Annotated in this window: 28 protein-coding genes; 16 read left to right on the plus strand and 12 right to left on the minus strand. The window is 72.8% G+C overall.

Features of this window, described 5'->3' with window-relative positions; translation table 11 throughout:
- Positions 1 to 337: 337 nt before the first annotated feature.
- The 4 genes from IE290_RS36490 to IE290_RS36505 form a co-directional block, all read right to left on the minus strand.
- On the minus strand, positions 338 to 1,231 hold the full coding sequence (locus tag IE290_RS36490) for a GlxA family transcriptional regulator (RefSeq protein WP_229874922.1): 894 nt from the start codon (positions 1,229 to 1,231) through the stop codon (positions 338 to 340).
- 16 nt (positions 1,232 to 1,247) lie between these two features.
- Complete coding sequence (locus IE290_RS36495; protein WP_191249321.1) at positions 1,248 to 1,841, minus strand: isochorismatase family protein; 594 nt, start codon at positions 1,839 to 1,841, stop codon at positions 1,248 to 1,250.
- A gap of 69 nt (positions 1,842 to 1,910) precedes the next feature.
- Positions 1,911 to 2,099 (minus strand): hypothetical protein, encoded by a 189-nt coding sequence (locus IE290_RS36500; protein ID WP_191249322.1) that lies wholly within the window; start codon positions 2,097 to 2,099, stop codon positions 1,911 to 1,913.
- 53 nt (positions 2,100 to 2,152) lie between these two features.
- Positions 2,153 to 2,938 carry an acyl-CoA thioesterase domain-containing protein gene (locus IE290_RS36505; RefSeq protein WP_191249323.1) on the minus strand — a complete coding sequence of 262 codons (786 nt, stop codon included), beginning with the start codon at positions 2,936 to 2,938 and terminating at the stop codon, positions 2,153 to 2,155.
- A 119-nt stretch (positions 2,939 to 3,057) separates the two neighbouring features.
- Here IE290_RS36505 and IE290_RS36510 point away from each other — a divergent pair, with 119 nt between their 5' ends.
- Both IE290_RS36510 and IE290_RS36515 read left to right on the plus strand, forming a co-directional pair.
- Complete coding sequence (locus IE290_RS36510; RefSeq protein ID WP_191249324.1) at positions 3,058 to 3,621, plus strand: hypothetical protein; 564 nt, start codon at positions 3,058 to 3,060, stop codon at positions 3,619 to 3,621.
- 91 nt (positions 3,622 to 3,712) lie between these two features.
- A complete protein-coding gene (locus IE290_RS36515; protein ID WP_191249325.1) occupies positions 3,713 to 4,162 on the plus strand; it encodes a DoxX family protein in 450 nt (149 codons plus the stop codon).
- A 1-nt stretch (position 4,163) separates the two neighbouring features.
- Here the strand turns inward: IE290_RS36515 and IE290_RS36520 are convergent, their stop codons facing one another.
- Complete coding sequence (locus tag IE290_RS36520) at positions 4,164 to 5,033, minus strand: DMT family transporter (protein WP_191249326.1); 870 nt, start codon at positions 5,031 to 5,033, stop codon at positions 4,164 to 4,166.
- A gap of 153 nt (positions 5,034 to 5,186) precedes the next feature.
- Between IE290_RS36520 and IE290_RS36525 the strand changes: the two genes are divergently transcribed.
- Genes IE290_RS36525 through IE290_RS36535 form a run of 3 tightly spaced genes read left to right on the plus strand, consistent with a single transcriptional unit; the run spans position 5,187 to position 7,381 of the window.
- Positions 5,187 to 5,810: a dihydrofolate reductase family protein gene (locus IE290_RS36525; protein WP_191249327.1), complete on the plus strand. Its 624-nt coding sequence runs from the start codon at positions 5,187 to 5,189 to the stop codon at positions 5,808 to 5,810.
- Between the two features lie 30 nt (positions 5,811 to 5,840).
- Positions 5,841 to 6,164 (plus strand): YciI family protein, encoded by a 324-nt coding sequence (locus IE290_RS36530; protein ID WP_191249328.1) that lies wholly within the window; start codon positions 5,841 to 5,843, stop codon positions 6,162 to 6,164.
- Entirely contained in the window at positions 6,161 to 7,381 is a 1,221-nt protein-coding gene (locus tag IE290_RS36535) for an RNA polymerase sigma factor (RefSeq protein WP_191249329.1), read from the plus strand. Before IE290_RS36530 ends, IE290_RS36535 begins: the two co-directional genes overlap by 4 nt.
- Before the next feature lie 409 nt (positions 7,382 to 7,790).
- On the opposite strand, the gene IE290_RS36540 is transcribed toward IE290_RS36535, so the two are convergent.
- From IE290_RS36540 to IE290_RS36550, 3 genes are read right to left on the minus strand one after another with little or no spacing between them, the layout of a single operon-like run.
- Positions 7,791 to 8,777 (minus strand): PHP domain-containing protein, encoded by a 987-nt coding sequence (locus IE290_RS36540; RefSeq protein ID WP_191249330.1) that lies wholly within the window; start codon positions 8,775 to 8,777, stop codon positions 7,791 to 7,793.
- A 40-nt stretch (positions 8,778 to 8,817) separates the two neighbouring features.
- Positions 8,818 to 9,327, minus strand: coding sequence for a DinB family protein (locus IE290_RS36545; protein ID WP_191249331.1), 510 nt, complete (start codon positions 9,325 to 9,327; stop codon positions 8,818 to 8,820).
- 15 nt (positions 9,328 to 9,342) lie between these two features.
- Positions 9,343 to 10,755 carry an AAA-type ATPase lid domain-containing protein gene (locus IE290_RS36550; protein WP_191249332.1) on the minus strand — a complete coding sequence of 471 codons (1,413 nt, stop codon included), beginning with the start codon at positions 10,753 to 10,755 and terminating at the stop codon, positions 9,343 to 9,345.
- Between the two features lie 174 nt (positions 10,756 to 10,929).
- Between IE290_RS36550 and IE290_RS36555 the strand changes: the two genes are divergently transcribed.
- From IE290_RS36555 to IE290_RS36580, 6 genes are all read left to right on the plus strand, one after another.
- On the plus strand, positions 10,930 to 11,943 hold the full coding sequence (locus IE290_RS36555; protein ID WP_191249333.1) for an amidohydrolase family protein: 1,014 nt from the start codon (positions 10,930 to 10,932) through the stop codon (positions 11,941 to 11,943).
- Positions 11,943 to 12,650: an iron-sulfur cluster assembly protein gene (locus IE290_RS36560; RefSeq protein ID WP_191249334.1), complete on the plus strand. Its 708-nt coding sequence runs from the start codon at positions 11,943 to 11,945 to the stop codon at positions 12,648 to 12,650. Before IE290_RS36555 ends, IE290_RS36560 begins: the two co-directional genes overlap by 1 nt.
- Entirely contained in the window at positions 12,647 to 13,672 is a 1,026-nt protein-coding gene (locus IE290_RS36565) for an NAD(P)-dependent alcohol dehydrogenase (protein ID WP_191249335.1), read from the plus strand. The genes IE290_RS36560 and IE290_RS36565 overlap by 4 nt, the downstream gene beginning before the upstream one ends.
- A gap of 58 nt (positions 13,673 to 13,730) precedes the next feature.
- Positions 13,731 to 14,150 carry a DUF5709 domain-containing protein gene (locus IE290_RS36570; protein WP_191249336.1) on the plus strand — a complete coding sequence of 140 codons (420 nt, stop codon included), beginning with the start codon at positions 13,731 to 13,733 and terminating at the stop codon, positions 14,148 to 14,150.
- A 42-nt stretch (positions 14,151 to 14,192) separates the two neighbouring features.
- Positions 14,193 to 14,462 (plus strand): hypothetical protein, encoded by a 270-nt coding sequence (locus tag IE290_RS36575; RefSeq protein ID WP_191249337.1) that lies wholly within the window; start codon positions 14,193 to 14,195, stop codon positions 14,460 to 14,462.
- A 64-nt stretch (positions 14,463 to 14,526) separates the two neighbouring features.
- Positions 14,527 to 14,883: a nuclear transport factor 2 family protein gene (locus tag IE290_RS36580; RefSeq protein WP_191249338.1), complete on the plus strand. Its 357-nt coding sequence runs from the start codon at positions 14,527 to 14,529 to the stop codon at positions 14,881 to 14,883.
- 167 nt (positions 14,884 to 15,050) lie between these two features.
- On the opposite strand, the gene IE290_RS36585 is transcribed toward IE290_RS36580, so the two are convergent.
- On the minus strand, positions 15,051 to 16,124 hold the full coding sequence (locus IE290_RS36585; RefSeq protein WP_191249339.1) for a GNAT family N-acetyltransferase: 1,074 nt from the start codon (positions 16,122 to 16,124) through the stop codon (positions 15,051 to 15,053).
- Positions 16,125 to 16,288: 164 nt separating this feature from the next.
- On the opposite strand from IE290_RS36585, the gene IE290_RS36590 reads away from it, so the two are divergent.
- The 5 genes from IE290_RS36590 to IE290_RS36610 all read left to right on the plus strand — a co-directional run bounded on the left by IE290_RS36590 (position 16,289) and on the right by IE290_RS36610 (position 21,153).
- On the plus strand, positions 16,289 to 16,885 hold the full coding sequence (locus IE290_RS36590) for a ClpP family protease (RefSeq protein ID WP_191249340.1): 597 nt from the start codon (positions 16,289 to 16,291) through the stop codon (positions 16,883 to 16,885).
- Between the two features lie 295 nt (positions 16,886 to 17,180).
- Positions 17,181 to 17,807, plus strand: coding sequence for a TIGR03085 family metal-binding protein (locus IE290_RS36595; protein ID WP_191249341.1), 627 nt, complete (start codon positions 17,181 to 17,183; stop codon positions 17,805 to 17,807).
- 363 nt (positions 17,808 to 18,170) lie between these two features.
- On the plus strand, positions 18,171 to 19,799 hold the full coding sequence (locus tag IE290_RS36600) for an ester cyclase (protein ID WP_191249342.1): 1,629 nt from the start codon (positions 18,171 to 18,173) through the stop codon (positions 19,797 to 19,799).
- Between the two features lie 195 nt (positions 19,800 to 19,994).
- On the plus strand, positions 19,995 to 20,156 hold the full coding sequence (locus IE290_RS36605; protein WP_229874923.1) for a hypothetical protein: 162 nt from the start codon (positions 19,995 to 19,997) through the stop codon (positions 20,154 to 20,156).
- Positions 20,157 to 20,187: 31 nt separating this feature from the next.
- Entirely contained in the window at positions 20,188 to 21,153 is a 966-nt protein-coding gene (locus IE290_RS36610; RefSeq protein WP_191249343.1) for a nucleoside hydrolase, read from the plus strand.
- On the opposite strand, the gene IE290_RS36615 is transcribed toward IE290_RS36610, so the two are convergent.
- The 3 genes from IE290_RS36615 to IE290_RS36625 are packed head-to-tail and all read right to left on the minus strand — an operon-like array spanning position 21,144 to position 23,774.
- Positions 21,144 to 22,001: a 3-hydroxybutyryl-CoA dehydrogenase gene (locus IE290_RS36615; RefSeq protein WP_191249344.1), complete on the minus strand. Its 858-nt coding sequence runs from the start codon at positions 21,999 to 22,001 to the stop codon at positions 21,144 to 21,146. The genes IE290_RS36610 and IE290_RS36615 overlap by 10 nt on opposite strands.
- 46 nt (positions 22,002 to 22,047) lie before the next feature.
- The gene (locus IE290_RS36620) at positions 22,048 to 22,698 is read right to left on the minus strand and encodes a response regulator (protein ID WP_191249345.1); all 651 of its coding nucleotides are present in this window, start codon (positions 22,696 to 22,698) and stop codon (positions 22,048 to 22,050) included.
- The gene (locus IE290_RS36625) at positions 22,695 to 23,774 is read right to left on the minus strand and encodes a sensor histidine kinase (protein ID WP_229874924.1); all 1,080 of its coding nucleotides are present in this window, start codon (positions 23,772 to 23,774) and stop codon (positions 22,695 to 22,697) included. The genes IE290_RS36620 and IE290_RS36625 overlap by 4 nt, the downstream gene beginning before the upstream one ends.
- Between the last annotated feature and the right edge of the window lies 1 nt (position 23,775).

Consider the following 23,775-nt stretch of genomic DNA (forward strand, 5'->3'; position numbering starts at 1 on the left):
CCGCGCCAAGGCCGGATCGTGGGGGCAGGTGGTGGCGCTTCGTCGGGGCCGTGGTGGGGCGGTTGTTCGATGAGTGCCGGGTGGTGGGCGCCGGTGGCCCGCGCCAAGGCCGGTCCGTGGGGGCAGGTGGCGGCGCCCCGCCGGGGCTGTGGTGGGGCTGTTCGATGAGTGCCGGGCGGTGGGGGACGGCGGCCCGCGTCAAGGCCGGACCGTGGGGGGCAAGGGGCGACGCTCCGCCGGGGCCGTGGTGGGGACGGGGGTGACCGCCCCGATGAGCGCCCCGGGCAGCTGGGGTACGCGCCCTCACCAAGGCCACAAGAGCGAGCAGCCGCCCCGATCAGGTGCGTGCCCGCAGCCGCCGGAGCATGCGGGCGTCTTCGAAGCCCACCGTGCGCGCGGCGGCCTCCACCGTGGCGCCGTGGGCGATCAGGTGCTCGGCCCGCTCCAGGCGCAGCATCTGCTGGTACCGCAACGGCGTCAGCCCCGTCGCGCGGGTGAACAGCCGCGTCACCGTGCGCTCGCTGCATCCCACCGCGTCCGCCAGGTCAACCAGCTTCAGCGGGTCGGCGAACCGCGCGTCGATCAGGTCCTGGAGGCGGTGCACGGTGTCGTTGACGTGCGCACGGTGCCGCAGCATCGCGCTGGCCTGCTGCTCGTCACCGTTCCGCCGCGCGTACACCACCATCGACCGCGCCACCCGCGCCGCCACCGCCGGCCCGTGCCGCGCCGCCACCAGGTGCAGCGCCAGGTCGATCCCGCTCGCGATGCCCGCCGACGTCACCACCCGCTGGTCCACGACGAACAACACGTCCCGCACCACCGTCGCCGCCGGATAGCGCGCCGCCAGCGCATCCTGCAGCTCGTGGTGCGTCGTGCAGCGGCGGCCGTCCAGCAGCCCCGCCCGGCCGAGCGCGTCGGCCCCCGAACACACACTCGCCACCGTGCCGCCCCGCTCGTGGTGCGCCCGCAACCACGCCAGCCCGGCGGCGCTCAGCGGAGCCGCCGTCAGCCGCGGCGACCGCCACCCGGGCACGACCACCAGATCGTCCGCCGACAGCTCCGGCCAATCCCGCTCCGCCGTCAGCGGCACGCCCTGCGCGCTCTCCACCGTGCCCTGCTCGCCCAGGTACGCCAGCTCGTAGTCCAGCCCCAGATCGCGCGCCGTCGAGAACACCTGCGCGGGTCCGGCGAGGTCGAGCAGGTGCAGGCGGGGGAGGAGCACGAAGGCCACACGGGTCACGATCCGGTCAGCCTACGCCGACCCCGGTCAGCTCGGCGACGCTCCGGATCGTGGCGAACCGGCCGGCCAGCGCGTACTCGGTGCGGGCGATGATTTCGTCCGTGCCCAGGGTGTGTGGATCGGCGAGGATCTCCTCCGGCGTCAGCCCGGCGGGGGCGTCCCGGTGGGGGATCGGATCGGTGGTGGTCGCGTCGGTCACGAAGGTGACGTCGTAACCCAGGTCGGACGCCAGCCGCGCGGTCGTCTCGCAACACTGCTCGGTGCGGATCCCGCACACGGTCAGCCGCCGGATCCCGCGCGACACCAGGATCTGCTGCAGATTCGTGGTGGTGAAGGCGTTGTGCGCGGTCTTGGTGAGCACCGGCTCACCGTCGGCGGGGGTCAGGCCCTCCATCAGCCGGACGTGCCCCAGCGCGGGGTCGAACACCGTGCCGCTGCCGGGTTCGCTGTGCAGGACCCAGCAGACGAGCCCGCCGCGGGCGCGCGTGTGCCCGGCGAGCAGGGCCGCCCGCTCCGCCACGTCCGGGTTGGCGGTGAGCCGCCAGATCGGCCGCTGCCGGAACGATTCCTGGACGTCGATGACGACGAGTGCTTCGCTCATGCCGCCGAGTCTGGCGGCTCGAGCGCCCGCCGGGCAGGCTCGATCAGGCCGGGATGCGGACGGATCCGGTCACGATCCGTTGCCCGTCTCGTCCTCCTCCTCGGTGCTGACCGGTCGGGTGCGGGACGTGCCGCCGAAACCGGGCGCGAGGTCGGCCGGGTTTGGGGTGTCGTTGTCGGCGTTCGGCCCGCCCTGCGGTGGATCGGACTCCGGGATCCCCGGCGCCGACTCCGGCTGGTGGTTCGGGTTGCCGTTCATGGGTGCCTCCTTGCGCGTCGGATTCCCGGCGCACGGCTGCCCAAACGGGACAGTCAGCCCCGGTGGTTGGCGATCGCCGTGGTGAGGCAGAACCCGATCGGCCCGGCCGTGTCGTGCAGGGTGCAGTGCCCGACGGCGACCCCGTCCTCGCTGAGGTGTCCCGACGACTCCAGTCCGATCGCGTCGGACAGCGGCAACCGGCTCAGCGACAACGTGTAGTCGGCGTTGATGAAGTCCAGGCTCTCGGCGCTCGCGTGGGCCAGCGGGCTCGCGGTGTCGGCCGCCAGCGCGGCCCGCACGAACGGCGACAGCGCCTCCCCGGCCACCAGCTCCCGCGACTCGCGCAGCCAGGCCCTCCGCCGCCCGGCGCCGCGGCCGCTACGCAGCGGCTGGTTGTGCTCGTCGAACCGCCAGATCGCCCAGCCCTGTTCGCGCGGCTCCCACAGCTCCTCGGGCGGTGGCGCGTCCCAGGCCGGGGTGGCCGGGACGGGCGCGGCGGGCTGCTCGCCGCTGCGCAGCAGCACGGCGGTCGCGCGGGCGACGAGCCCGTTCGCGCCGTGCACCAGCGCGTCGGCGACCCGGATGCGGCGCCCGTCCCGCACGAGGTCGGTCTCGACGCGGACCGGGGCGAGCGGCGCGTTCCGGAACAGGTCGACGGTCAGCCGGGTGAAGTGCAGGCCCGGCGCGGCGTGGTCGCGTTCCAGCGCCCGCGCGGCCAGCCCGCCGAGCAGGCGGCCGTGGATCATCTCCGGGTTCCACCAGCTCCGGGCCACCGGATCCGGCACCAGCTCGTCGCCGTCGGCGGTGAAGAACGCCTGCTGCTGTTCGGTCTGGGCCACCGGGTGATCTTAGACGTGCGCGCGCCGGTGCTCCCAGGTCGCGAATAGGTCACTTCGGCCACACGCGGGCGGCCGGTCTGTTTGGATCACGCCGGTTCCACGACGATCGGAAGGTTCCCATGACGTACCCGCCCCAGCCGGGCCAGTACCCGCCCGCGCCGCCGCCCTACCCCGGCGACCAGTACTCCGTCCAGCAGCCGCCCAGCGGCGGCACCGCGATCACCGCGGGCGTGCTCGCCGTTCTCGGCGCCCTGTGGGGCGTCTTCAGCGGCATCCTCAACCTCGGCGTCGTCGACGAGGTGGTCGACGACCTGAAGTGGATCGTGATCCTGCAGGGCACGGTCTACCTCGTCGAGTTCGCCACGCTCCTGCCCGGCGCCATCCTGCTGTTCCTGCGCAAGCCCGTGGGCCGCTGGCTGATCGCCCTCGGCAGCGTGCTGCACATCCTGCAGGGCATCGTCGCGCTGATCGTGCTGGCCTCGGACGACCGGTTCAACCGCAACCTCGACACCGCGGCCGGCATCGGCGGCGGGGTCGGCGGTCTGCTGGTCGTGCTGTCCCCGGCGATCGCCACGCTGGTGCTGGTGCTCGTGCCGCTCACCGGCCGCTGGTGCGCGTGGGGCAAGCGCCCGCCGCAGCAGCCGGGCCCCTACCAGGGTCCGCCGCCGCAGCAGCAGTGGTGACGGCCCCGGAAAAATAGTTCGCGGGGGTTGTCGATCCGGCCCGGGTTCCTTCGACGTGTTCATGACAGCAACTTCGGAGGAAGGATCGATCATGGCTCGCATTCCGGTTTCCCAGACCCAGCTCACCCCCGTCGTCCTGGGCGTCGTCCGCATCGTGGTCGGACTGTTGTTCGCCTTCCACGGCCTGCAGGGCTTCGGCGCCTTCGGTGGCATCGACGGCCAGGGCGGCGGCGTGCCGTTCGGAGTGTGGCCGGGCTGGTGGGCCAGCGTCATCGAGCTGATCGGCGGGGTCCTGGTGCTGCTCGGGCTCGGCACCAGGGCCGCGGCGCTGATCTGCTCGGGCGCGATGGCCTACGCCTACTTCACCGTGCACCAGCCGCTGGCCCTGTTGCCGCTGCAGAACATGGGCGAGACCGCCGCCCTGTACAGCTGGGTGTTCCTGCTGATCGCCGTCACCGGCCCCGGCCGGTTCGCGCTGAGCAGCGTGCTGCGGCGGCGGGCGGCGGCCGAGCGGGTGGAGCGCGTCCCGGCCGGGGTGTGAGTCAGGCGGGCTGCCGGGCCGGGTCCTCGTCACGCAGCAGCGGCGACCCGGCCAGCAGCACGGTGCAGCCGGCCAGCGCCCCGGCCGCGACCAGTTCCAGCGCGATCCACGGCCCGCCGCGGACGTGCTCCCCGAACACCACCAGACCCCAGCCCAGCGCGACGAGCGGGTTGGCCAGGACGAGCCCGGGCTGGGCGGCGACGAGCCGCCCGGCCCGCAGTGCCGTCTGCAGCAGGAAGAACCCGGCCGGCCCGGCGACGAGCATCGCGTAGGTCTGCCACGCCGTGAACAACCCGTGCACGCCGTCGGCGGTGAGCGCGGCGGTCACCCCGGCCATGAGCACCGCGGTGAACCCGAACCACAACCCGGCCGCGGTGCCGAGGAGGGCCGCGCTGTGCGTGGTCTCGTCCCGCCGCCCGGCCACGAAGAGCATCCCGACGCAGGCGACCGTCACCGCGCAGCCGAGCAGCCACTCCAGCGCCGAGACGCTTCGGGCGTCCCCTCCGCCCGGGGCGAGCGCGAACAGCAGCAGCCCGACCGCGGCGGCCATCCCCACCGCCGCGACCCAGTCCCGGGCACGCAGCCGCGTCCGGAAGGCCAGCCCGGACAGCACGAGCGTGAACGCCAGCTCGGACACCATGATCGGCTGGATGAGGACGATCGGCCCGGTCGCCAGCGCCGCCGCCTGCAACACCAGCCCGGTGAGCATCACGACCACCCCGGCGACCCACACCGGGGTCTTGACGAGCCCCTTCAGCGCGCCCACGTCCAGGTCGCTGCCCTGCCGCTGCTTCCGCGCCCCGGCCCGCTGCAGGACCGAGCCCGCCGCGTTCGCGAAGGCGGCGGCCACCGCCAGGAGCACGGTCAGCATGTACTCACGGTGACACGGGTGCGCGGGATCCGCTCGTCTCGGAAAAACTGGCGAAGAAAAATCCGGCGGCGGTGTCGGATCCGGGTGGTGGTGTTCGTAGCAGGGGTGAGGCCGCCCGCGGAGGGGCGGCGCCGAGGCAGAGGAACCGAGATCATGAAGCTCACGACCATGACCCAGCTCACCCTCGACGGCGTGATGCAGGGAAACGGCGGCGCATCGGACGAGGACCGCCGGAACGGGTTCTCGCGCGGGGGATGGGCCCTGGGCAAGGGCGACGACGACACCCACACGCTCATCAAGGAGACCTACCAGCGCGCCGACGCGTTCCTGCTCGGGCGGCGCACCTACGAGCTGTTCGCCGCCTCCTGGGGGTCGCTGGCGGCCGAGGACGTCCCGGGCTGGGAGCCGGTCATGCGGGCGCTGAACACGCGGCCCAAGTACGTCGCCTCGACCACGCTCACCGATCCGGCCTGGTCGGGCACCACCGTCCTGTCGGGTGACCTGAAGGCCGCCATCACCGACCTGAAGGCCCAGCCGGGCGGTGAGCTGCAGGTGCACGGCAGCGGCGCGCTGACCCGGTGGCTGCTGGCGAACGACCTTGTCGACGAGATGACCCTGATCGTGATCCCGGTGATCCTCGGCCAGGGCGCGCGCCTGTTCCCGGAGACCGGGCCGGACCTCGCGCTCGACCTGGCCGGCTCGCGCGTCGACTCGAAGGGCGTGACGATCCAGGTCTACCGGCCCGCCGGGCGGCCGCGGTACGCGCCGGCCATCTGATTCCCCGACACCACAGGAGATGATCCTCGGATGCAGTACCTGTTTTCCGTGATCCACGACCAGCCCAGCCTCGCCACGCCGGAGGAGGACGCCGCGATCGACGTGTTCAACGACCGGCTCCAGGCCGGGGGCCACTGGGTCTTCGCCGCCGGCCTGGCCGCGCCCGAGACGGCCACGGTCATCGACAACCGGGGCGAGGAGCCGATGGTCACCGACGGGCCCTTCGTGGAGTCCAAGGAGTACCTCGCCGGGTTCTGGATCATCGAGGCCCCCGACCTCGACGTGGCGCTCCGGCTGGCCGCCGAGGGGTCGAAGGCGTGCAACCGGAAGGTCGAGGTGCGGCCGATCCGGTGAGCGACGTCCGCGAGGCGGTCACCCGGGCCCACCGCGCCGAGTGGGCCCGGGTGGTCGCCGCCCTGACCAGGCGGTTCGGTGACCTCGACATCGCCGAGGAAGCGGCGGCCGAGGCGTTCGCGACCGCCGTCGAACGGTGGCCGGCCGACGGCGTGCCGCCCAACCCGGGCGCCTGGCTGACCACCACCGCCACCCGCAAGGCCATCGACCGGATCCGGCGCGAGAACAAGCGCGACGGCAAGCACGAGGAGGCCCGGACCTTGTGGGATGTCTCCGCGGAGCCTCCCGGCGCCATCGACGACGACCGGCTCCGGCTGATCTTCACCTGCTGCCACCCGGCGCTGGCGATGGAGAGCCGGGTGGCCCTGACCTTGCGGATGGTCGGCGGCCTGACCGTGCCCGAGATCGCCCGCGCGTTCCTGGCGACCGACGACGCCATGGGACGGCGGATCACCCGCGCGAAGGCCAAGATCAAAGCGGCGCGCATCCCCTATCGGGTCCCGTCGGCGGAGGATCTGCCTGAGCGGGTCTCCGGTGTCCTGGCCGTGCTGTTCCTGGTGTTCAACGAGGGCTACCTGGCGACCGGGCCCGGCACCGATCCGGTGCGCGGCGACCTGACCGCCGAGGCGATCCGGCTCACCCGCCTGGTCCGGGCGCTCCTGCCGGGCGACGGTGAGGTGGCCGGGCTACTGGCGCTGATGCTGCTCATCGAGGCCCGCCGCCCGGCCCGGGTCGCGGCCGGTGAACTGGTCGCTCTGGATGAGCAGGACCGGGGCGCGTGGGACGCGGAGCTGATCGCCGAGGGGCACCGGCTGGTGCGGGAGCGCCTGGCGGCGGGGGTGGCTCCGGGGCGCTACCAGATCCTCGCGGCGATCAACGCGGTGCACACCTCCGCCCGCGACATGCGGGACACCGACTGGTCGCAGATCCTCGCCCTCTACGACCAGCTCGCGCGCCTCGACCCCTCGCCGATCGTGGCCCTGAACCGGGCGATCGCGGTGGCCGAACTCGACGGCCCGGAGGTGGCGCTGGCAGCGGTCGACGAGCTGGCGGGAAGGCTGGCCGGATACCACGCCTTCCACGCGACGCGGGCCGACCTGCTGCGCCGGCTGGGCCGGAGCGAGGAGTCCCGCGCCGCGTACGACCGGGCGATCGAGCTGGCGGGCAACACCGCGGAGACCGCGTACCTGACCCGGCGGCGCGACCAGCTGCGATGAGTGTTCAGGCCGATCGTGCCGGGGACTGCGGCTCGGGCCGACGCCGAAAGAAGGGCGAGCCTCCCTTCGGGCGAGGAGGACCGGTCTGCGCCCTTGCGGGAGCGGCGTGCCTCTGGGGTGTCTGAGCGGCGGTGGGGCGCCTCGCGGGGCGGCCCGCCGCTGGCGGGCTTGAGCCGCGGTGCGAGGCCACTGGGCGAGGATGGCTGGTCTGCGCCCTTGCGGGAGCGGCGTGCCTCTCGGGTGTCTGAGCGGCGGTGGGGCGCCTCGCGGGCCGGCCCGCCGCTGGCGGGCTTGAGCCGCGGTGCGAGACCACCGGGCGGCGATGGCCGCCCCGGCATCGGCTGCGGGAGCCGCCCGCCACTGGCCTCAGCTGCGGCGGCAGGGCCGCAACGCCCAGCACCCCGGTGAATCAGCCGCCCAGCTGGGCCGCTCCCAGCGTGTTCAGCACGCGCTCCGGGCCGATGCCCACCGCCTCGGCGCGCACCGTCCCGTTGCCGAGCCAATCCAGCTGCCCGGGCGCGTGCGCGTCCGTGTCGATGGCGAACACGCAGCCGATCTCGGCGGCCATCGCCAGCAGGTCGTCGGGTGGGTCCATGCGTTCCGGGCGGCAGTTGATCTCCACCGCGGTCCCGCTCTCGCGGCACGCGGTGAACACCGCCTCGGCGTCGAACTGCGACTGCGGGCGCCCGCGGCCCATCACCATCCGCCCGGTGCAGTGCCCGAGCACGTCCACCAGCGGGTTCCGCACCGCCGCCAGCATCCGCTCGGTCATCGGCTCCGACGGCATCCGCAGCTTCGAGTGCACGCTCGCCACCACCACGTCCAGCCGCTCCAGCAGGTCGTCCCGCTGGTCCAGCGACCCGTCCTCGAGGATGTCCACCTCGATGCCGGTCAGGATCCGGAACGGCGCCAGCTTCTCGTTGAGCTCCGCGATCAGATCGAGCTGCCGCAGCAGGCGCTCGGCCGACAACCCGTTCGCCACCGTCAGCCGCGGCGAATGATCGGTCAGCGCGATCCACTCGTGCCCCAGCGCCCGCGCCGCCTCGGCCATCTCCTCCGGCGGGCTCCCGCCGTCCGACCAGTCCGAATGCGTGTGGCAGTCGCCCTTCAGCGCGCCCCGCAACCCGGACCGGTCCGGCTCCGGGGCCTCCGCGAGCAGTTTCGCCAGGTAGTCCGGCTGCTGACCGGCGCACGCCTGCTCCACCACCTGCGCCGTCGCCGGCCCGATGCCCGGCAGCGCCTTCAGGGTCCCGTGCCGGACGCGCTCGGCCAGCTCGTCCGCGGGCAACTCCGCCACCACGGCCGCGGCCCGCCGGAACGCCCGCACCCGGTAGGTGGGCGCGCCGGCGCGCTCCAGCTCGAACGCGATCTGCCGCAACGCCTGTGCCGGGTCCACGACACCACACCTACCGCGCCGCGGCCGACTTCGCACGCCGTCAGGCGCCGGTGAGCCCGTCCACGCCCTCGCGCAGGAAGTCGGCGTGCCCGTTGTGCCGGGCGTACTCGTGGATCATGTGCAGCATCACCGCCCGCAGCGACACGTCGACACCCCAGCGCGGCGAGTGCACCGTGAAGTCCAGCGATTCGGCCGCCCGCTCGATGCGCCGCGCGTGCTCGACCTCGGCCTGCCACGCCGCGAACGCCTCCGCCCGCGTCGACTCCCGCGCGTCGTAGGCCACCTGGAAATCACCCTCGTCCGACCACACCAGCGGCAGCTCCGCCTCCCCGTTGATGGTGCGCCGGAACCACGCGCGCTCGACCTCGGCCATGTGCCGCACCAGGCCGAGCAGCGACAGCGTCGACGGCGGCATGGACTGCGCGCGCAGGTCCACATCGGACAGTCCGTCGCACTTCCAGGCCAGTGTGGCGCGGTGGTACTCGAGGTGGGCGCGCAGCATTTCGCGCTCACCGGCGACAGTCGGGATCTCGGGACGTTCCACGGGCATGGTGGGAAAGCGTACCTACCGGCGCGGCACCTTGATCCCGTACTGCGCGATCTTGCGGTACACCGTCGCCCGGCTCATGCCGAGCATCGACGCCGCCTGCGCCGCCGTCGTGCCCGGTTTGGTCAGGCAGCGCACGATCTCGTCACGTTCCACCGCCTCCATCCGGGTCAGCCGGCGGCCGGGGCTGGTGAACACCTCGGGCGGCAGGTGCCGGATGTCGACCACATCCGCCCGCGACACCGCCTCGCGCACGACCTGCCGCAGCTGCCGGACGTTGCCCGGCCACGGATAGGCCGTGAGTGCGCGCGACGCGGCCGGGGTGAAGGTGACCGGGCGGCCCCGGCTCTCCCGCGCGAAGTGCCCGGCCAGCGGGAGGACGTCGTCCGGCCGGTACCGCAGCGCGGGCACGTCGACGACCGTGTCGATCAGGGCCCGCAACGCGTCCGGAACCCCCGCGTGGTCCTCGGCCGTGATCACGAACGCGCCGCGCGCCGCGGCGAGCAGCCCGGCCAGCTCCTCGGCGGCGTAGGCGGGCAGCGCGTCGGCGCCGGACACGATCACGCACGTGTCCGCCTTGCCGACCTCGGGCGTCCACAGCGCGAGCCACGACGCCGCGTCCTGCGGCGCGGGCGGCCGCGCGTTGAGGATGCGTTCCCGCGGCCGCACCGACCGGCGGGCCGTCGACGCCAGCGCCGCTTTCCCGCTGCCGGGTTCGCCGGTCACGCACACCACGCGCCCGTGCTCCATCGCCGCGCGAGCCTCGGCCAGTGCGTCGGTCCAGGCGGCGGACAGGTTCGCCGCGACCGCGGGCAGCCGGTCGGCGTAGACGTGGAACACCTCGCCACGCGGGCCCGGCGGTGCGAGGTGCCCGTGCGACCGCGCGAGCATCAACGCGGCCGTGTTGCCCGCCGCGGCCTGCGCGAGCGCCAGCAACAGTTCCTTCGACGACTTCGACCAGGTGGTCAGGTTGACGCTGCCGAGCAGCCGGTTCGTCCCCGGTTCGAGCACCGGCGCGGCAGCGCACGTGTAGCCCCACAGCCCGGTGCAGTAGTGCTCCTCGGCGGACACCAGCGACGGGGCGCGGTCGGCCAGCGCGAGCCCGAGGCCGTTGGTGCCGGCGTCACGCTCCGCGTAGGAAAAGCCCGGCGCCAGGTGGACGCGGTCCAGCGAACGGATGATGGTGGTGTCCTTGCACAGCCGGCTGAGCACCAGGCCCGCACTGTCGGTGAGCATCAGGCTCACCGGTTCGTTGGCCAGGGTCGAATGCAGTCCGCTCAGCACCTCCTGGCCGCACTCGAAGAACAGCGAATCGTGGTCGACGGTGCCGGAAAACGCCGGCCGCACCGTCTCCGGCGACACCCCGTACTGCCTGCTGCGCTGCCAGGACGCGGCCAGCCGGGGCGGCAGGACCGCCCGCTGATCCACCATGGCGACCTCCCGTCCGCATCGTTGCGTCTCCCGGCGAGGCTACCCCGCGGGGCGCCGCGAGCAGGTCGTCCGGCTGTCTCATATTGAGACGCCACACGGGCCCGCCACGGCGTGCGGCTACCTACCGTCACCGGTGCACGTGCCACGGTCGCCACGTCGGAAGGACCCGAACTGATGTACACCAAGGACGGCGAACGCTACTTCATCGTCGACGCCCACATCGCCCTGTGGGACGCGCGCCCGGACAACCAGCGCAACATCCACGGCAAGCAGTTCATCGACTGCTTCTACGACTACCACCGCAACCTCAGCCCGGACTCCGAGGTGTGGCCGTACGAGGACTACCTCTACCAGGGCGGCGCGCGCCTGATGAAGGACCTGTTCGAGGACGGCTACGTCGACCACGCCATCTTCCAGCCCGCGCACCTGGGTGCCTTCTACCACCGCGGCTTCGGCCAGACCGAGGAGGCGTTCGCGCTCGCGCAGGCCCACCCGGACAAGCTGACCTACAACCACTTCTGGGATCCGCGCTTCGAGCAGGCCGGGCTGGACCAGCTGCGCCGCGACGCGGAACACTTCGGCCTCAAGGGCGTCAAGCTCTACACCGCGGAATGGCACGGCGACTCGCGCGGGTACAAACTGGACGACCCGTGGTCCTACAGGTACCTGGAAGCCGCGCAGGAACTGGGCATCCGCAACATCCACGTCCACAAGGGACCAACGATCCGGCCGCTGGACCGGGACGCCTTCGACGTCGCCGACATCGACAAGGTCGCCACCGACTTCCCGGACCTGAACTTCGTCGTCGAGCACTGCGGCCTGCCCCGGCTGGAGGACTTCTGCTGGATCGCCACCCAGGAGCCCAACGTCCACGCCGGACTCGCCGTCGCCATCCCGTTCATCCACACCCGGCCGCGGTACTTCGCGCAGATCATCGGCGAGCTGCTGTACTGGCTGGACGAGAACCGCATCCAGTTCTCCAGCGACTACGCGCTCTGGACCCCGCGCTGGCTGATCGAACGGTTCGTCGACTTCCAGATCCCGGAGGACATGACCGAGTACGCGCCGCTGACCACCGCGCAGAAGAAGAAAATCCTCGGGCTGAACGCGGCCGCGATGTACGACATCCCGGTGCCCGCCGAGCTGCAGCTCCCGCGCGAGGAGCCGCAGGCCGTGGCGGTGGCGTGATGATCACCGAAACACAGGCCCGCGCCGCGCTGCACACCGTGATCGACCCCGAGCTGGACGAGCCGATCACCGACCTCGGGTTCGTGCGGTCGCTGGAGGTTTCCGGGACCGCCGTGACCGTGCACCTGCGGCTGCCCACGTCGTTCTGCTCGCCGAACTTCGCCTACCTGATGGCCTCCGACGCCAAAGACGCGCTGTCGGCACTGCCCGGCGCGCACGAAGTCGCGGTGTTCCTCGACGACCACCACGACTCGGACCTGATCAACCGCGGGCTGGCCGCCGACGCCGGGTACCGCGGCACGTTCGGGCACGAGGCCGAAGACAGCCTGGAGCAGTTGCGCGCGACCTTCCGCCGCAAGGCGCACACCGCGGCGATGGAACGCGTGCTCACCGCGATGCTGCGCGCCGGTCTGCCCGAGGACGAACTGCACGACGTCGTCCTCGCCGACCTGCCGCCCGGTGCGGCGACGGCCGCGTTGCTGCGCCGCCGGGAGGCGCTCGGCCTGAGCACCGGGCCGTCGGCGTTCGTGCTCGTCGACGACGACGGCAACCGCTACCCGCGCGCGGAAGTGCCGCTGCGGTTGCGGCTCGCGCGATCGGTGCGCATCTCGATCGAGGGCAATTCCCATTTCTGCCGCGGCCTGCTCCGGACGCGCTACCCGGAGTCGGCGGCGGACCAGTCACCCGTGAAGGAGAAGGTGTCGTGAAGGCAGTACAGGTCGTGGGCTACCACGAGAACCTCCGCATGACCGAGTTGCCCGAGCCGGAGGTCACCGGGCCGTGGGACGTCATCGTGCGGATCGGCGGCGCCGGGGTGTGCCGCACCGACATCCACATCCTGGAAGGGCAGTGGGCGGAGAAGTCCGGCGTCACGCTGCCTTACACGATCGGGCACGAGAACGCCGGATGGGTGCACGCCGTCGGCAGCGCCGTCACCAACGTGGCCGAGGGCGACAAGGTGATCGTGCACCCGCTGATCACGTGCGGGCTGTGCGCCGCGTGCCGGGCGGGCGACGACGTGCATTGCGCGGCGAGTGCTTTCCCGGGCATCGACACGCACGGCGGGTACGCGGAGTACCTGAAGACGTCGGCGCGCAGCGTGGTGCGGATCGACGACTCGCTGGAACCGGCCGACGTCGCCGCCCTGGCCGACGCCGGGCTCACCGCCTACCACGCGGCGGCGAAGGCGGCCCGGCGGCTGCGGCCCGGCGACCGGTGCGTGGTGATCGGCGCGGGCGGGCTCGGGCACATCGGCATCCAGGTGCTCAAGGCGCTGACCGCGGCCGAGCTGATCGTCGTCGACCGCAACCCGGACGCGGTGAAGCTGGCCGTGTCGATCGGCGCCGACCACGGGGTGGTCGCCGAGGGGCGGCAGGTCGAGGAGGTGCTGGACCTGACCGGCGGCGCCGGGGCCGAGGTGGTGCTGGACTTCGTCGGCGAGGGCGGCGCCACCCGCGACGGCGTCGGCATGCTGCGCCGAGCCGGGGACTACCACGTGGTCGGGTACGGCGAGAACATCGACGTGCCCACGATCGACATCATCTCCACCGAGATCAACTTCATCGGCAACCTGGTGGGTTCCTACACCGACCTGTGCGAGCTGATGGTGCTCGCGGCGCAGGGCAAGGTGCGGCTGCACACCACGAAGTACCCGCTGGAGCGGTTCCAGGACGCGCTCGACGACCTCGGCGCCGGCCGGATCCGGGGGCGCGCCATCCTCACGCCCTGACGCGCTGGCTCCCGTTCGTGCGATGCTGGGCACAGGCTTGCACGAACGGGAGCGCGCCATGGACCGCGACGAGATCGACGACGACGTCTACGAGCAGCTGGACGCGTCGGACACGTTGGACACCCGGGGGCCGGCCGACCCGCTGGACGAGGGCTACTCGCCGGCCGAACGCCCCTGGGCGGTGCGGAGCTGGGGCACGACGGCGCGCGAAGAGGCCGCGGGGGAGAGCCTGGACGCACGACTGGCGCGCGAGGTGGGCGAGGATTCTCTCGCCGAGGGCGACGGCCTGGGCGACACGCTCGACACCGACGGCGAACTGCTGGACGACGAGGTCGGCGATGCGCGGACCGGCCGCCTGGTCGCCCTGGCGGACGGAGAGGCCGAGGTGGACCTCTACGCACGCGACATCGGCGTCGACGGAGCCGCCGCGTCAGCCGAAGAGGCGGCGATGCACACGATCCCGGTGGACGACCTCTGAGCGCCGGCTCGCCGGACGAAGAGCCTGGTCAGGAGACGGCGCTTGGCATACCAGGTCCACCTCTACAGCCGGTTCGGTGAAATCGACGCTGCGCAGGCCTTCGGCGCCCTGGTGTCGCGCACCGAGGCCGATGGCCTCCGGTTGCTGGTGACCGCTCGCACTTCCGGTGGTTGTTGGGAGGCAGCGCAGCTCGACCGGGTCGGGAACGAGCCGGGAACGAGCGGTTGCCATGTGCAGGTCAGTTCCTGGTCGCCGGTGGTCGAGCCCCACGATGAAGGTGCGGGGTTCGCGGTCGACCTCGAGGAGCTGTAGTCCTCCGTTCCAGAAGCCGAAAACGCGGTTGCCGGTGATCGACTCGGGTGGGAAGACTGCGGGGATGAACGTTCGAGCCCATGCCGACGCCTGGCTGGCCGCGTGGCAGGCACGCGACCTCGATGCCATCATGGCCTGCTACGCCGACGACGTGGACTTCGCCGCCTCCACGGTGACCCGCCGGTGGGGCCGGCCCGATGGCCGCCTGCGCGGCAAGTCCGAACTGCGCAGGCACTTCGAACTCGGCCTGGAGCTCGCCCCCGAACTGACCTTCACCGAGGAGGCACTGCTGACCAGCCCCGGCGGTTACGCACTGCTCTACCGCCGCGAGAACGGCAATCGCGTGCTCGACGTCGTCGAGCTGGACCAGGACGGCCACGCCGCCCGGGTGCGCGCCTTCTACGAACACCTCCAGCAGTGACCCGGGCCCCGCGACGTCCACGGCGGAAACCGTGGACGTCGCAGGGCGCGGTCAGCCGGCGCAGGTGAGCTCGGCCCTGGACCTGATCCTGGAGGGAATCACCGCCCGCTGCGACCACCGGGGGACCTGACCGGCGGCACCGTGCTCGATGGTGGAATCCGCGCCGCTCACCAAGCCTCCGCGGGGTGGAACGGCTCGTGTTGGCCGCGGAAGGCGAGGGAAGTCCGGGACAGTGCGCCGGGCCGGAGTTCCACCACCCGGCCCGCCTCCGCTAGCGGCGGGCCGCCCAGGTAGGCGGCTCCCAGGTCGGCCGCGCTCACGCACAACTCGGCCGGGGCGGAGGTTCGCGAGCACGTCACCCGGCCGCCCTCGGCGCGCAACCGGAAACGGCCCGTGTTCCAGGGACAGAACGAGTCGCACACGGACAGCACCACGTCCAGCGGTGTGGCGTAGCGGCGCACGGCCAGGGCGCGCTCCACGTCGACCAGCCGCACCCACAGGTTGTCCACCGGTGTGAGCCGCGGGGCGGTCACCATGCGCAGCAGCGGTGAGTCCACCGGCACCAGTGCCGACAACCGGCCGAGCTCCGCCAGCAGGAATCGCCACAGGATGGCGGCCGCCTGCGGCGTCGAAGCGACCACCTCGGCGACCTGAGCTTCGCCCCGATCGCCAGTTCGGTAAAGCGCGTAGCCGGTCACCTCGCCCTCCGGCGAGCTGTGGACCGCGGCCGAACCCGGCAGCGCGTCCCAGAACCGGGGAGGCCGCGAAACGAACCCCACCGACCTCGGCCGCACCGCGTCGTACAGCGGCTCCAGCAACGGCCCCGCCGCCGCCGCCTCCACCAGCCGGATCCGGCTCGTGGAGGCGTCGAGCCCGATACCGCCGGCCGCCTGCAGGCGCACCGCCCGAGCGGCCGGTCCGAACCCGAACCGGCCGCAGACCGCGGTGCCGGCCGCGACCGTCTCACCCGACTCGTACAACTCGGTCAGCTGCCGCGACATCAGCGCCTCCTGCAGCCACCGGGGTGCGGGGGAGACCGCCGCCACCTCGGCGACCGGCACCACCGCCCCGGGCACGGTCAGCTCCCGCGACGCGACGGTCACGCCGCCGACGATCTCGCCCCTGTCGACCGCCACGGTCGTGTGGCCGGGCTCGGCCGTGCCCCGCAGCCAGTGCTGCGCGGGCTCCGTCAGCGGCCGGAAGTGCACACAGCCGGTGTAACCCGCGGGACGGCCTCGCACCAGAGGATTCCGCCCTCACCCGCGCGGGCCACCCCGCCGCGAGACCGACCGCGGCAGGCTTTCCCCCTGCGAATCCTTCCGGAGTTGATCGCTCGTGGCGAAACCGTCATGCTCACGGCGAACACGGGTGTTCTGTTCGGGTTGTGGCGCCTACGTTCGGGGACATGACTCTGCGAGTGCTCCCGTCGGCGAACGCGTCGGCCTCTTTGGACGATTCGGTGTACGAACAACTGTTGCGCGACCGAATCGTGTTCCTCGGCACGGAGGTGACCGACGCGGTCGCCAACCGGATCACCGCGCAGCTGTTGCTGCTGGCGGCCGAGGATCCGCACAAGGACATCACCTTCTACATCAACTCGCCCGGCGGTTCGGTCACCGCCGGCATGGCGATCTACGACACGATGCGACTGATCAAACCGGACGTTTCCACGTGGGGACTGGGTTTCGTGGCGTCGATGGGCCAGTTCCTGCTGTCCTCCGGGACGCCCGGAAAGCGCTATCTGCTGCCGAACACGCGGGTGGTGATGCACCAGCCGTCGGCCGGGATCGGCGGCGCCGCCACGGACATCGCGATCCAGGCGGAGGTGTTCGGACGGATGAAGCGCCGCCTCGCGGAGATCACGGCGCGCCAGACGGGCCAGCCGGTGGAGCGCATCACGGCCGACGCGGACCGCGACCGCTGGTTCGACGCCGAGGAGGCGCTCGCGTACGGGTTCGTGGACCACATCGTGGGCGCGGACGAGGAGGCGGTGAGCGCTTAGGGAACGGCAGTCCCGGGGGCGCCGGCGGACTCCGGTGACTACCGTGCCTTGACGCGACCGGCGGCGGGTGGTGGGCGGCGCGGCCGTGCGCTTGGGCTGGCGGTAACGCGCCCAAATTGGGTGTGCGGCGCCTTGGCGCGACGGGCGATTCCGGTGGCGCAGTCGGTCGTGAGGCGGCGGGGTGTGCCCCGGGCGCACCCCTGGTGTCGCGGGCACGGCACCCGTGGTGCGGCGGAGTGGCGGTGGCACGCGTCGCGTTACCAGCCATCCCCCTACCGCCCGGTAGGGTGGCCTCATGGGTGTCGCCGCTGAGGAACGTCGTCTGTTGAGCCTTCTGCTGGACGAGACCGGGCCCGACGCGCCCACCCTGTGCGAGGGGTGGCTCACCCGCGATCTCGCCGCGCACCTCGTCCTGCGGGAGAGCCGTCCGGACGCCGCCGTGGGCATCCTCCTGCCGCCGCTGGCCGGGCACACCCAGCGCGTCCAGGACGCGATCGCCGCGCGGCCGTGGCCCGAGCTGGTCGACCGGGTCCGCCGCGGCCCCGCCTGGTACTGGCCCACCTCGATCGGCCGGCTCGACGAACTCGCCAACACCGCCGAGTTCCTCGTCCACCACGAAGACGTGCGCCGCGGCCGCCCCGGCTGGCAACCCCGCCCGGCCGAGGCCACCCGCGACGCCGCCGCCTGGCGCGCCGCCCGCACCGCGGCCAAGGTCAACCTCCGCCGCGTCCCCGTCGGCGTCACGCTGCGCACCACCGACGGCCGCGAAGCCACCGTCAAGACCAACACCGAGCAGGTCACCGTCACCGGCGACCCCGTCGAACTGCTGCTGTTCGTCTTCGGCCGCGACGCCGTCCGCGTGACCTTCGAGGGCGACCTCGCCGCCATCGACCAGCTCAAAGCCGCCGGCCGCGGCATCTGAGCCGTCGGCCGCGCCCTGGACCAGCTGCGTCACGGATCGAGAACGGCGCCGGGCGCCTTCGATCCCGAAGGGGCGGGTCGCGTTCGCGGCGTTCCTCGAGAACTCCAAGGTGGCGAACGCTTCGTTCACCACCCACACCGCCAGGGGAGTCGAGGTGCTGCTGCCCCTGGCCAAGAAGCAGCTTGACGTCTCCGTGGGACGGACTGTACGAGCGGGCACTGCCGTTGGCCGAGGCCGTCGCGGCACAGTCCGCTGCCCCGGCACCCGCGTCGGGCTCGGAGCCGGCTGTCCCCGGGCCCTACCGACGACGTGCGCGAACCCTGGACCCGCCGGATGTTCGCGCGGCGGCCACGCGGGTAGGCGGTGACCGGGATATTCCAGAGTGCCCTGGGCGGCGGGCGCGCGTTGCTGGTCGGCTGGATCCTGCTGGACGAGCGGTTGCACCGGTACCCGCTGGACGACGGGCAGGTCGCGCCGACCCGGCTCGGCAACGCGATCCGACGCTTCGAGGAGTACGGGCACGACCGGTACCGGCTCGACTCCCAGGTGCTGTGGCACGAACTCAACGCCGCCGTACTCGAACCGGTGCGCAAGCAGACCGATGAGGCCCAGAGGAGCGTCGACTCCTTCGTCTGCCTGCTCTACGGCCACCTGGTCGTCGCCGGGGCGGCCGCCATCGAGTACCGCCTGGCCGTCGTGGCCACCGACGAATGGGCCGGCGCGGTCCGGGCGATGGTCGACCTCGGCCGGCATCCCCTGGCCACCGCGTTCGCGCTCACGCTTCCCCCGGACGCTCGACAGGAGCGCGCCATGTGGCGTCTGTTCGGTGAGCTCGTCACCACCGGCACTCGACGGCGGGCAGCCGGGCACCTGAGCCCCGGTCTTTCGGCCCTAGCGAAACGCCCCGGCCGAGGACGACGCTGGAAGGTTCCGGGCACCACCACCAGCACTGCGAGGGAGGGTCTCGTGTACGCACGAATGAACACGCTCATCGGCGACCCCGCCCGGATCGACGAGGTCACGCACTACCTGGAAACCACCGTGCGCCCCTTCGTGGAGGCGCAGGCCGGCAACCGCGGGCTGGCCGTCCTCACCAACAGCGAGCTCGGCATCGCCGTCGCCGGGACCTACTGGGACTCCGCGGAGTCGATGACGCTGTCCGAGCACGCCGTGGAGGCCTCCCGCAAGGAGGCCGCCGAGCTGGCCGAGGGCATGGTCACCGTGGACCACTTCGAGGTCCCGGTGTTCGTCCGCCGCAGCCGCCCCGGTCCCGGCGCCGGCGTCCGGATGACCACCATCGACTGCCCGCCCGGCGAGGTCGGCGCCGCGATCCAGGCGTTCCGCGAGAACGCGGTGCCCGGCCTGATGAAGATGGAGGGCCTGTGCAGCGCGCAGATGCTCGTCGACCGCGAGCTGGGCCGCTGTCTGGTGATCGCCGCCTACGAGAACATGGATTACCTGGCGGGCAGCCGTGCCGCGGTGGCCCGCCTGCGCGCCGACACCCTGACGCGGATCCACGCGCAGGTGCGGTCGGTGGGCGAGTACCAGCTGCTGTTCACCACCGTCCGGGAGGGCGGCACCAACAGCCTCACCCAGCGCTGGACCGACCTGTGGAACGCCGGTGACCGCGAAGGCTGGCAGGGCATGACCAACCAGACCGCCTTCGAACTCCGCGCACCCGGCGGGTTCCGGCTCGCCGGGCGTGAGGCGCTCGACGCGGAGTGGTCCACCTGGCACGACGCGTTCCCGGACAACCAGATCGCCGTCGTGAGCATCCACGGCGACGAGAACGGGGGCGTGCTGGAGGGCCGCTTCCAGGGCACCCACACCGGCCCGCTGGTCTCCCCAGCCGGGGAGATCGCGCCCACGCAGCGGACGGTGGACATCCCGTTCTGCGAGGTCCACCGGGTGCGGGCCGGGCAGATGACCGACAGCCACCTCTACTTCGACCAGCTGGAGCTGCTGACCCAGCTCGGGAAGCTCGACAGCTGAATCCCGGTGATCGCGACCGCCGGGCGCGGTTTCCACGCCACAGCGCGGAACCCGGCGTCCGGCGGTACCCGGTCTTCGCCGCCGCCGCTATGGTCCGGCCATGGAGTTCGAGGCCACCAGGCGGATCGACGCCTCGCCGGCCCGCTGCGGGCCGGGAGCGAAGCGACGGCGAAGCAGCCCGGACCGGCACCACTGGTGTGGCGGGTCACCGAGCTGACCGGCCGGCGGAGTTTCACCTGGCAGGCGCGGTCCCGCGGGGTCACGTCGGTCGGCTGGCACCGTCTGGCCGCCGACGGGGACAGTGCGGTGACGACCCTGGAGGCCGACGGCCTCCGGCGCGCGGCGGAATCCGGGTGATCGCGACCGCGTGGTGTGGGACGCTGCCGGGGTGACACGCAAGGTGATCCTCGACGTCGACACCGGTACCGACGACGCGGTCGCGATCATGCTGGCCGCCCTGCACCCCGGTCTCGACCTGGCCGCCGTGACCACCGTCAACGGCAACGTGCCGCTACCGGCCACCACCGACAACACGTTGCGCGTGCTGGACGCCATCGGCCGCCCCGACGTCCCGGTGCACCCGGGCGTCGCGCACCCCATCGCGCGGCGCGGATTTCCCGGACAGACGCACTTCAAGCGCGACTCCGACCGGGACATGCACGGCACCTCCCTGCCGCTGCCCGCGCCGGTGACCGCCGCGCGGGACACCTCCGCGGTGGAGTTCCTCCTGCACACCCTGCGCGACACCACCGAACCGGTGACGCTGGTGCCGGTCGGGCCGCTGAGCACCATCGCCACCGTGCTCGCCGCGGATCCGTCCGTGCGCGACGCCGTCGACGAGATCGTGATCATGGGTGGGGCGCACGCTTACGGCAACGTGACGCCCTCGGCCGAGTTCAACATCTGGGCCGACCCGGAGGCCGCCGCGATGGTCTTCTCGGCCGGATTCCCGCGCCTGACGCTCGTCCCGCTGGACGCGACGCACCAGGCGCTCGTCACCCGCGCCGACTGCGCGAAACTGGCCGAGCTCGGCACCGCCGCCGGCCGCGCCGCCGCCGACCTGATCACCCGCCGCATCGACGCCTACTCCGCCGGCCACGGCGTGCACGCGGCCGATTCGGCGCCCGTGCACGACGCGGTGTGCGTGGCCTACCTGGTGCGGCCCGAGGTGATCACCACCCGCCCGGTGCGCGTCGAGGTCGAAACCGCCGGCGCCCTGACCGTCGGCCGGACCGTGATGGACGTCCGTCCGAACGCGACCGGCGAGCCCAACGCGCAGGTGGCGTTCCAGGCGCGGGCGGAGGTACTCGTGGACCTGCTGCTGACCACGTTCGGCGAGGCGGGTCAGCGGTAGTCGTAGAAACCGCGGCCGGACTTGCGGCCCAGCAGGCCCGCGTCGACCATGCGCAGCAGCAGCGGCGGGGGAGCGTAGAGCGGTTCCTTGAACTCCGCGTACATCGACTCGGCCACGGCCTTCGTGGTGTCCAGGCCGATCAGGTCGGCCAGCCGCAGCGGCCCCATCGGGTGGGCGCAGCCGTGCACCATGCCGTTGTCGATGTCCTCGGCCTTGGCGAACCCGGACTCCAGCATGCGGATCGCCGACAGCAGGTACGGGATCAGCAGCGCGTTGACCACGAACCCGGCCCGGTCCTGCGCGTGCACCACCGTCTTGCCGAGCGTCTCCGTGGCGAAGCCCGCCGCCCGCTCGCGCGTCTGGTCCGACGTCAGCAGCGACGGGATCAGCTCGACCAGCGGCAGCACCGGCACCGGGTTGAAGAAGTGGATGCCCACGACCTGCTCCGCACGCCCGGTCGCCATCGCCAGCTTCATGATCGGGATGGACGAGGTGTTCGACGCCAGGATCGCGTCCGGCCGCTCGACGACCTTGTCCAGCCGCTCGAACACGTCGGTCTTGATCCGCTCGTCCTCGGCGACGGCCTCGACCACCAGGTACCGGTCGGCGAAGGCGTCGAAGTCCACCGTGTAGGACAGCCGCCCGGCCGCCGCGGCGGAGTCCTCGGCGGAGAGCTTCCCGGCCTTCACCGCGCGCTCCAGCGACTTGCCGATCCGCTCCCGCGCCGCGGCCAGGGCCGCCTCGCCGACCTCGGCGACCACCACGTCCAGGCCCGCCCGGGCACACACCTCGGCGATGCCCGAGCCCATCAGCCCGCCGCCGACCACACCGACCTTCGAGATGTCCATGCCCCGCAGATTAGTAGGAAGTCCTACTGTTCGACTGCGATCCAGCTCACGCCCCGCCGGGCACCACCAGCCCGCTCTCGTAGGCGGCCACCACGGCCTGCGTCCGGTCGCGCACCCCGAGCTTCGCCAGGATCCGGCTGACGTGCGTTTTCACCGTCTCCTCGGTGACCACGAGCCGTCCGGCGATCTCGGTGTTGGACAGGCCCTCGGCGACCAGCCGCAGCACCTCGGTCTCACGCGGGGTCAACGCGGGCAGCACCGGGGCCGCGACCCGCGGCCGTTGCCGGGCGAACTCGCTGATCAGCCGCCGCGTCACCGTCGGCGCCAGCAGCGCCTGCCCCTCGGCCACCACCCGCACCGCGTCGAAGAGCCGTTCCGCCGTCACGTCCTTGAGCAGGAACCCGCTCGCCCCGGCCCGCAACGCGTCGTAGACGTAGGAATCGAGGTCGAACGTGGTCAGGATCAGCACCCGCGGCCCGTGCCCGGCCAGCTGACGGGTCGCCTCGATCCCGTCGACCCCGGGCATCCGCACGTCCATCAGCACCACGTCGGGCGACAGCTCGCGGCACACCCGGACCGCCCCGGCGCCGTCGGACGCCGTGCCGACCACGGCGAAGTCCGGCTGGGTGTCCAGCAGCGCGGCGAACCCGGTGCGCACCACCTGGTGGTCGTCGGCCACCACGATCCGGACCGTCACGCCGCCTCCAGGGGCAGCTCGGCCACCACGACGAACCCGCCCACCGTCGCCGGACCGGCCCGCAACTCCCCGCCCACGGCCAGCGCCCGCTCCCGCATCCCGGACAACCCGTGCCCGCCCTCCCGCACCGCGCCCGGCCCGTTGTCCCGGATCCGCAAGCGCAGCACCTCGCCCGTGTAGTGCAGCTCGACGTCCACCGCCGCGCCGGGCGCGTGCCGCCGCGCGTTCGTCAGCGCCTCCTGCACGATCCGGTACGCGGCCAGCCCGACGCCGGGATCGACCTCGGCCGGGGCGCCGGACACGATGAGCCGCGCGCCCACCCCGGCCGCGTCCCGTGCCTCGTCGAGCAGCTCGGCCAGCTGCGCCAGGCCCGGCTGCGGATGCCGGTCCGCGGGAACGTCCTCCCGCAGCACCCCGAGCAGCCGCCGCATCTCGGTGAGCCCGGCGCGGGCGGTGTCGCCGATCTCGCTCAGCCGCCGCGCACCCGCCTCGGGCATTCCGGGCGTGGTCAGCCGTGCCGTCTCGGCCTGCACCGCGATCATCGAGATGTGGTGCGCGACCACGTCGTGCAGCTCCCGCGCGATGCGGGCCCGCTCACCGCGCACGGTGTGCTCGACCAGGCTGTCCGCGATCGCCTCGCGCGCCGCGCGGTGCACGTTCGCCTCCGCGCGGGCCCGCCGCGCGATCCCCGCCCACACCGCCGCCGGCCCGAACGAGCCGAGCAGCACCGCCAGGACGCCGTCGTAAGCGGTACCGGGGCGCACGAGCGCGAACACCACCAGCGGCACGGCCAGCGCGACGCCCGGCGCCCCCGCGGCGTACAGCACGAGCACCTGGCTCACGGCCCCCGCCGCGGTCATGCAGTGTCCGAACGCGAGCGACAGCGCGGTCCCCGCGGTGACCGCCACCGCCGCCGGCACCGGGCGCAGCACCGCGGGCGGCACCGTGGTCGCCAGCGCGAACACCACCACCAGCAACCCGAACTGCAGGCTCACGTCCGCGGCGAGGGCCCGCCCCAGCGCCTCCGCCGTCGCGGCCACCGCGAGAACCGCCGCCGCGACGACTCGTCCACTCACG

Source organism: Amycolatopsis deserti (assembly GCF_014653945.1).
GTDB classification, from domain to species: domain Bacteria; phylum Actinomycetota; class Actinomycetes; order Mycobacteriales; family Pseudonocardiaceae; genus Amycolatopsis_E; species Amycolatopsis_E deserti.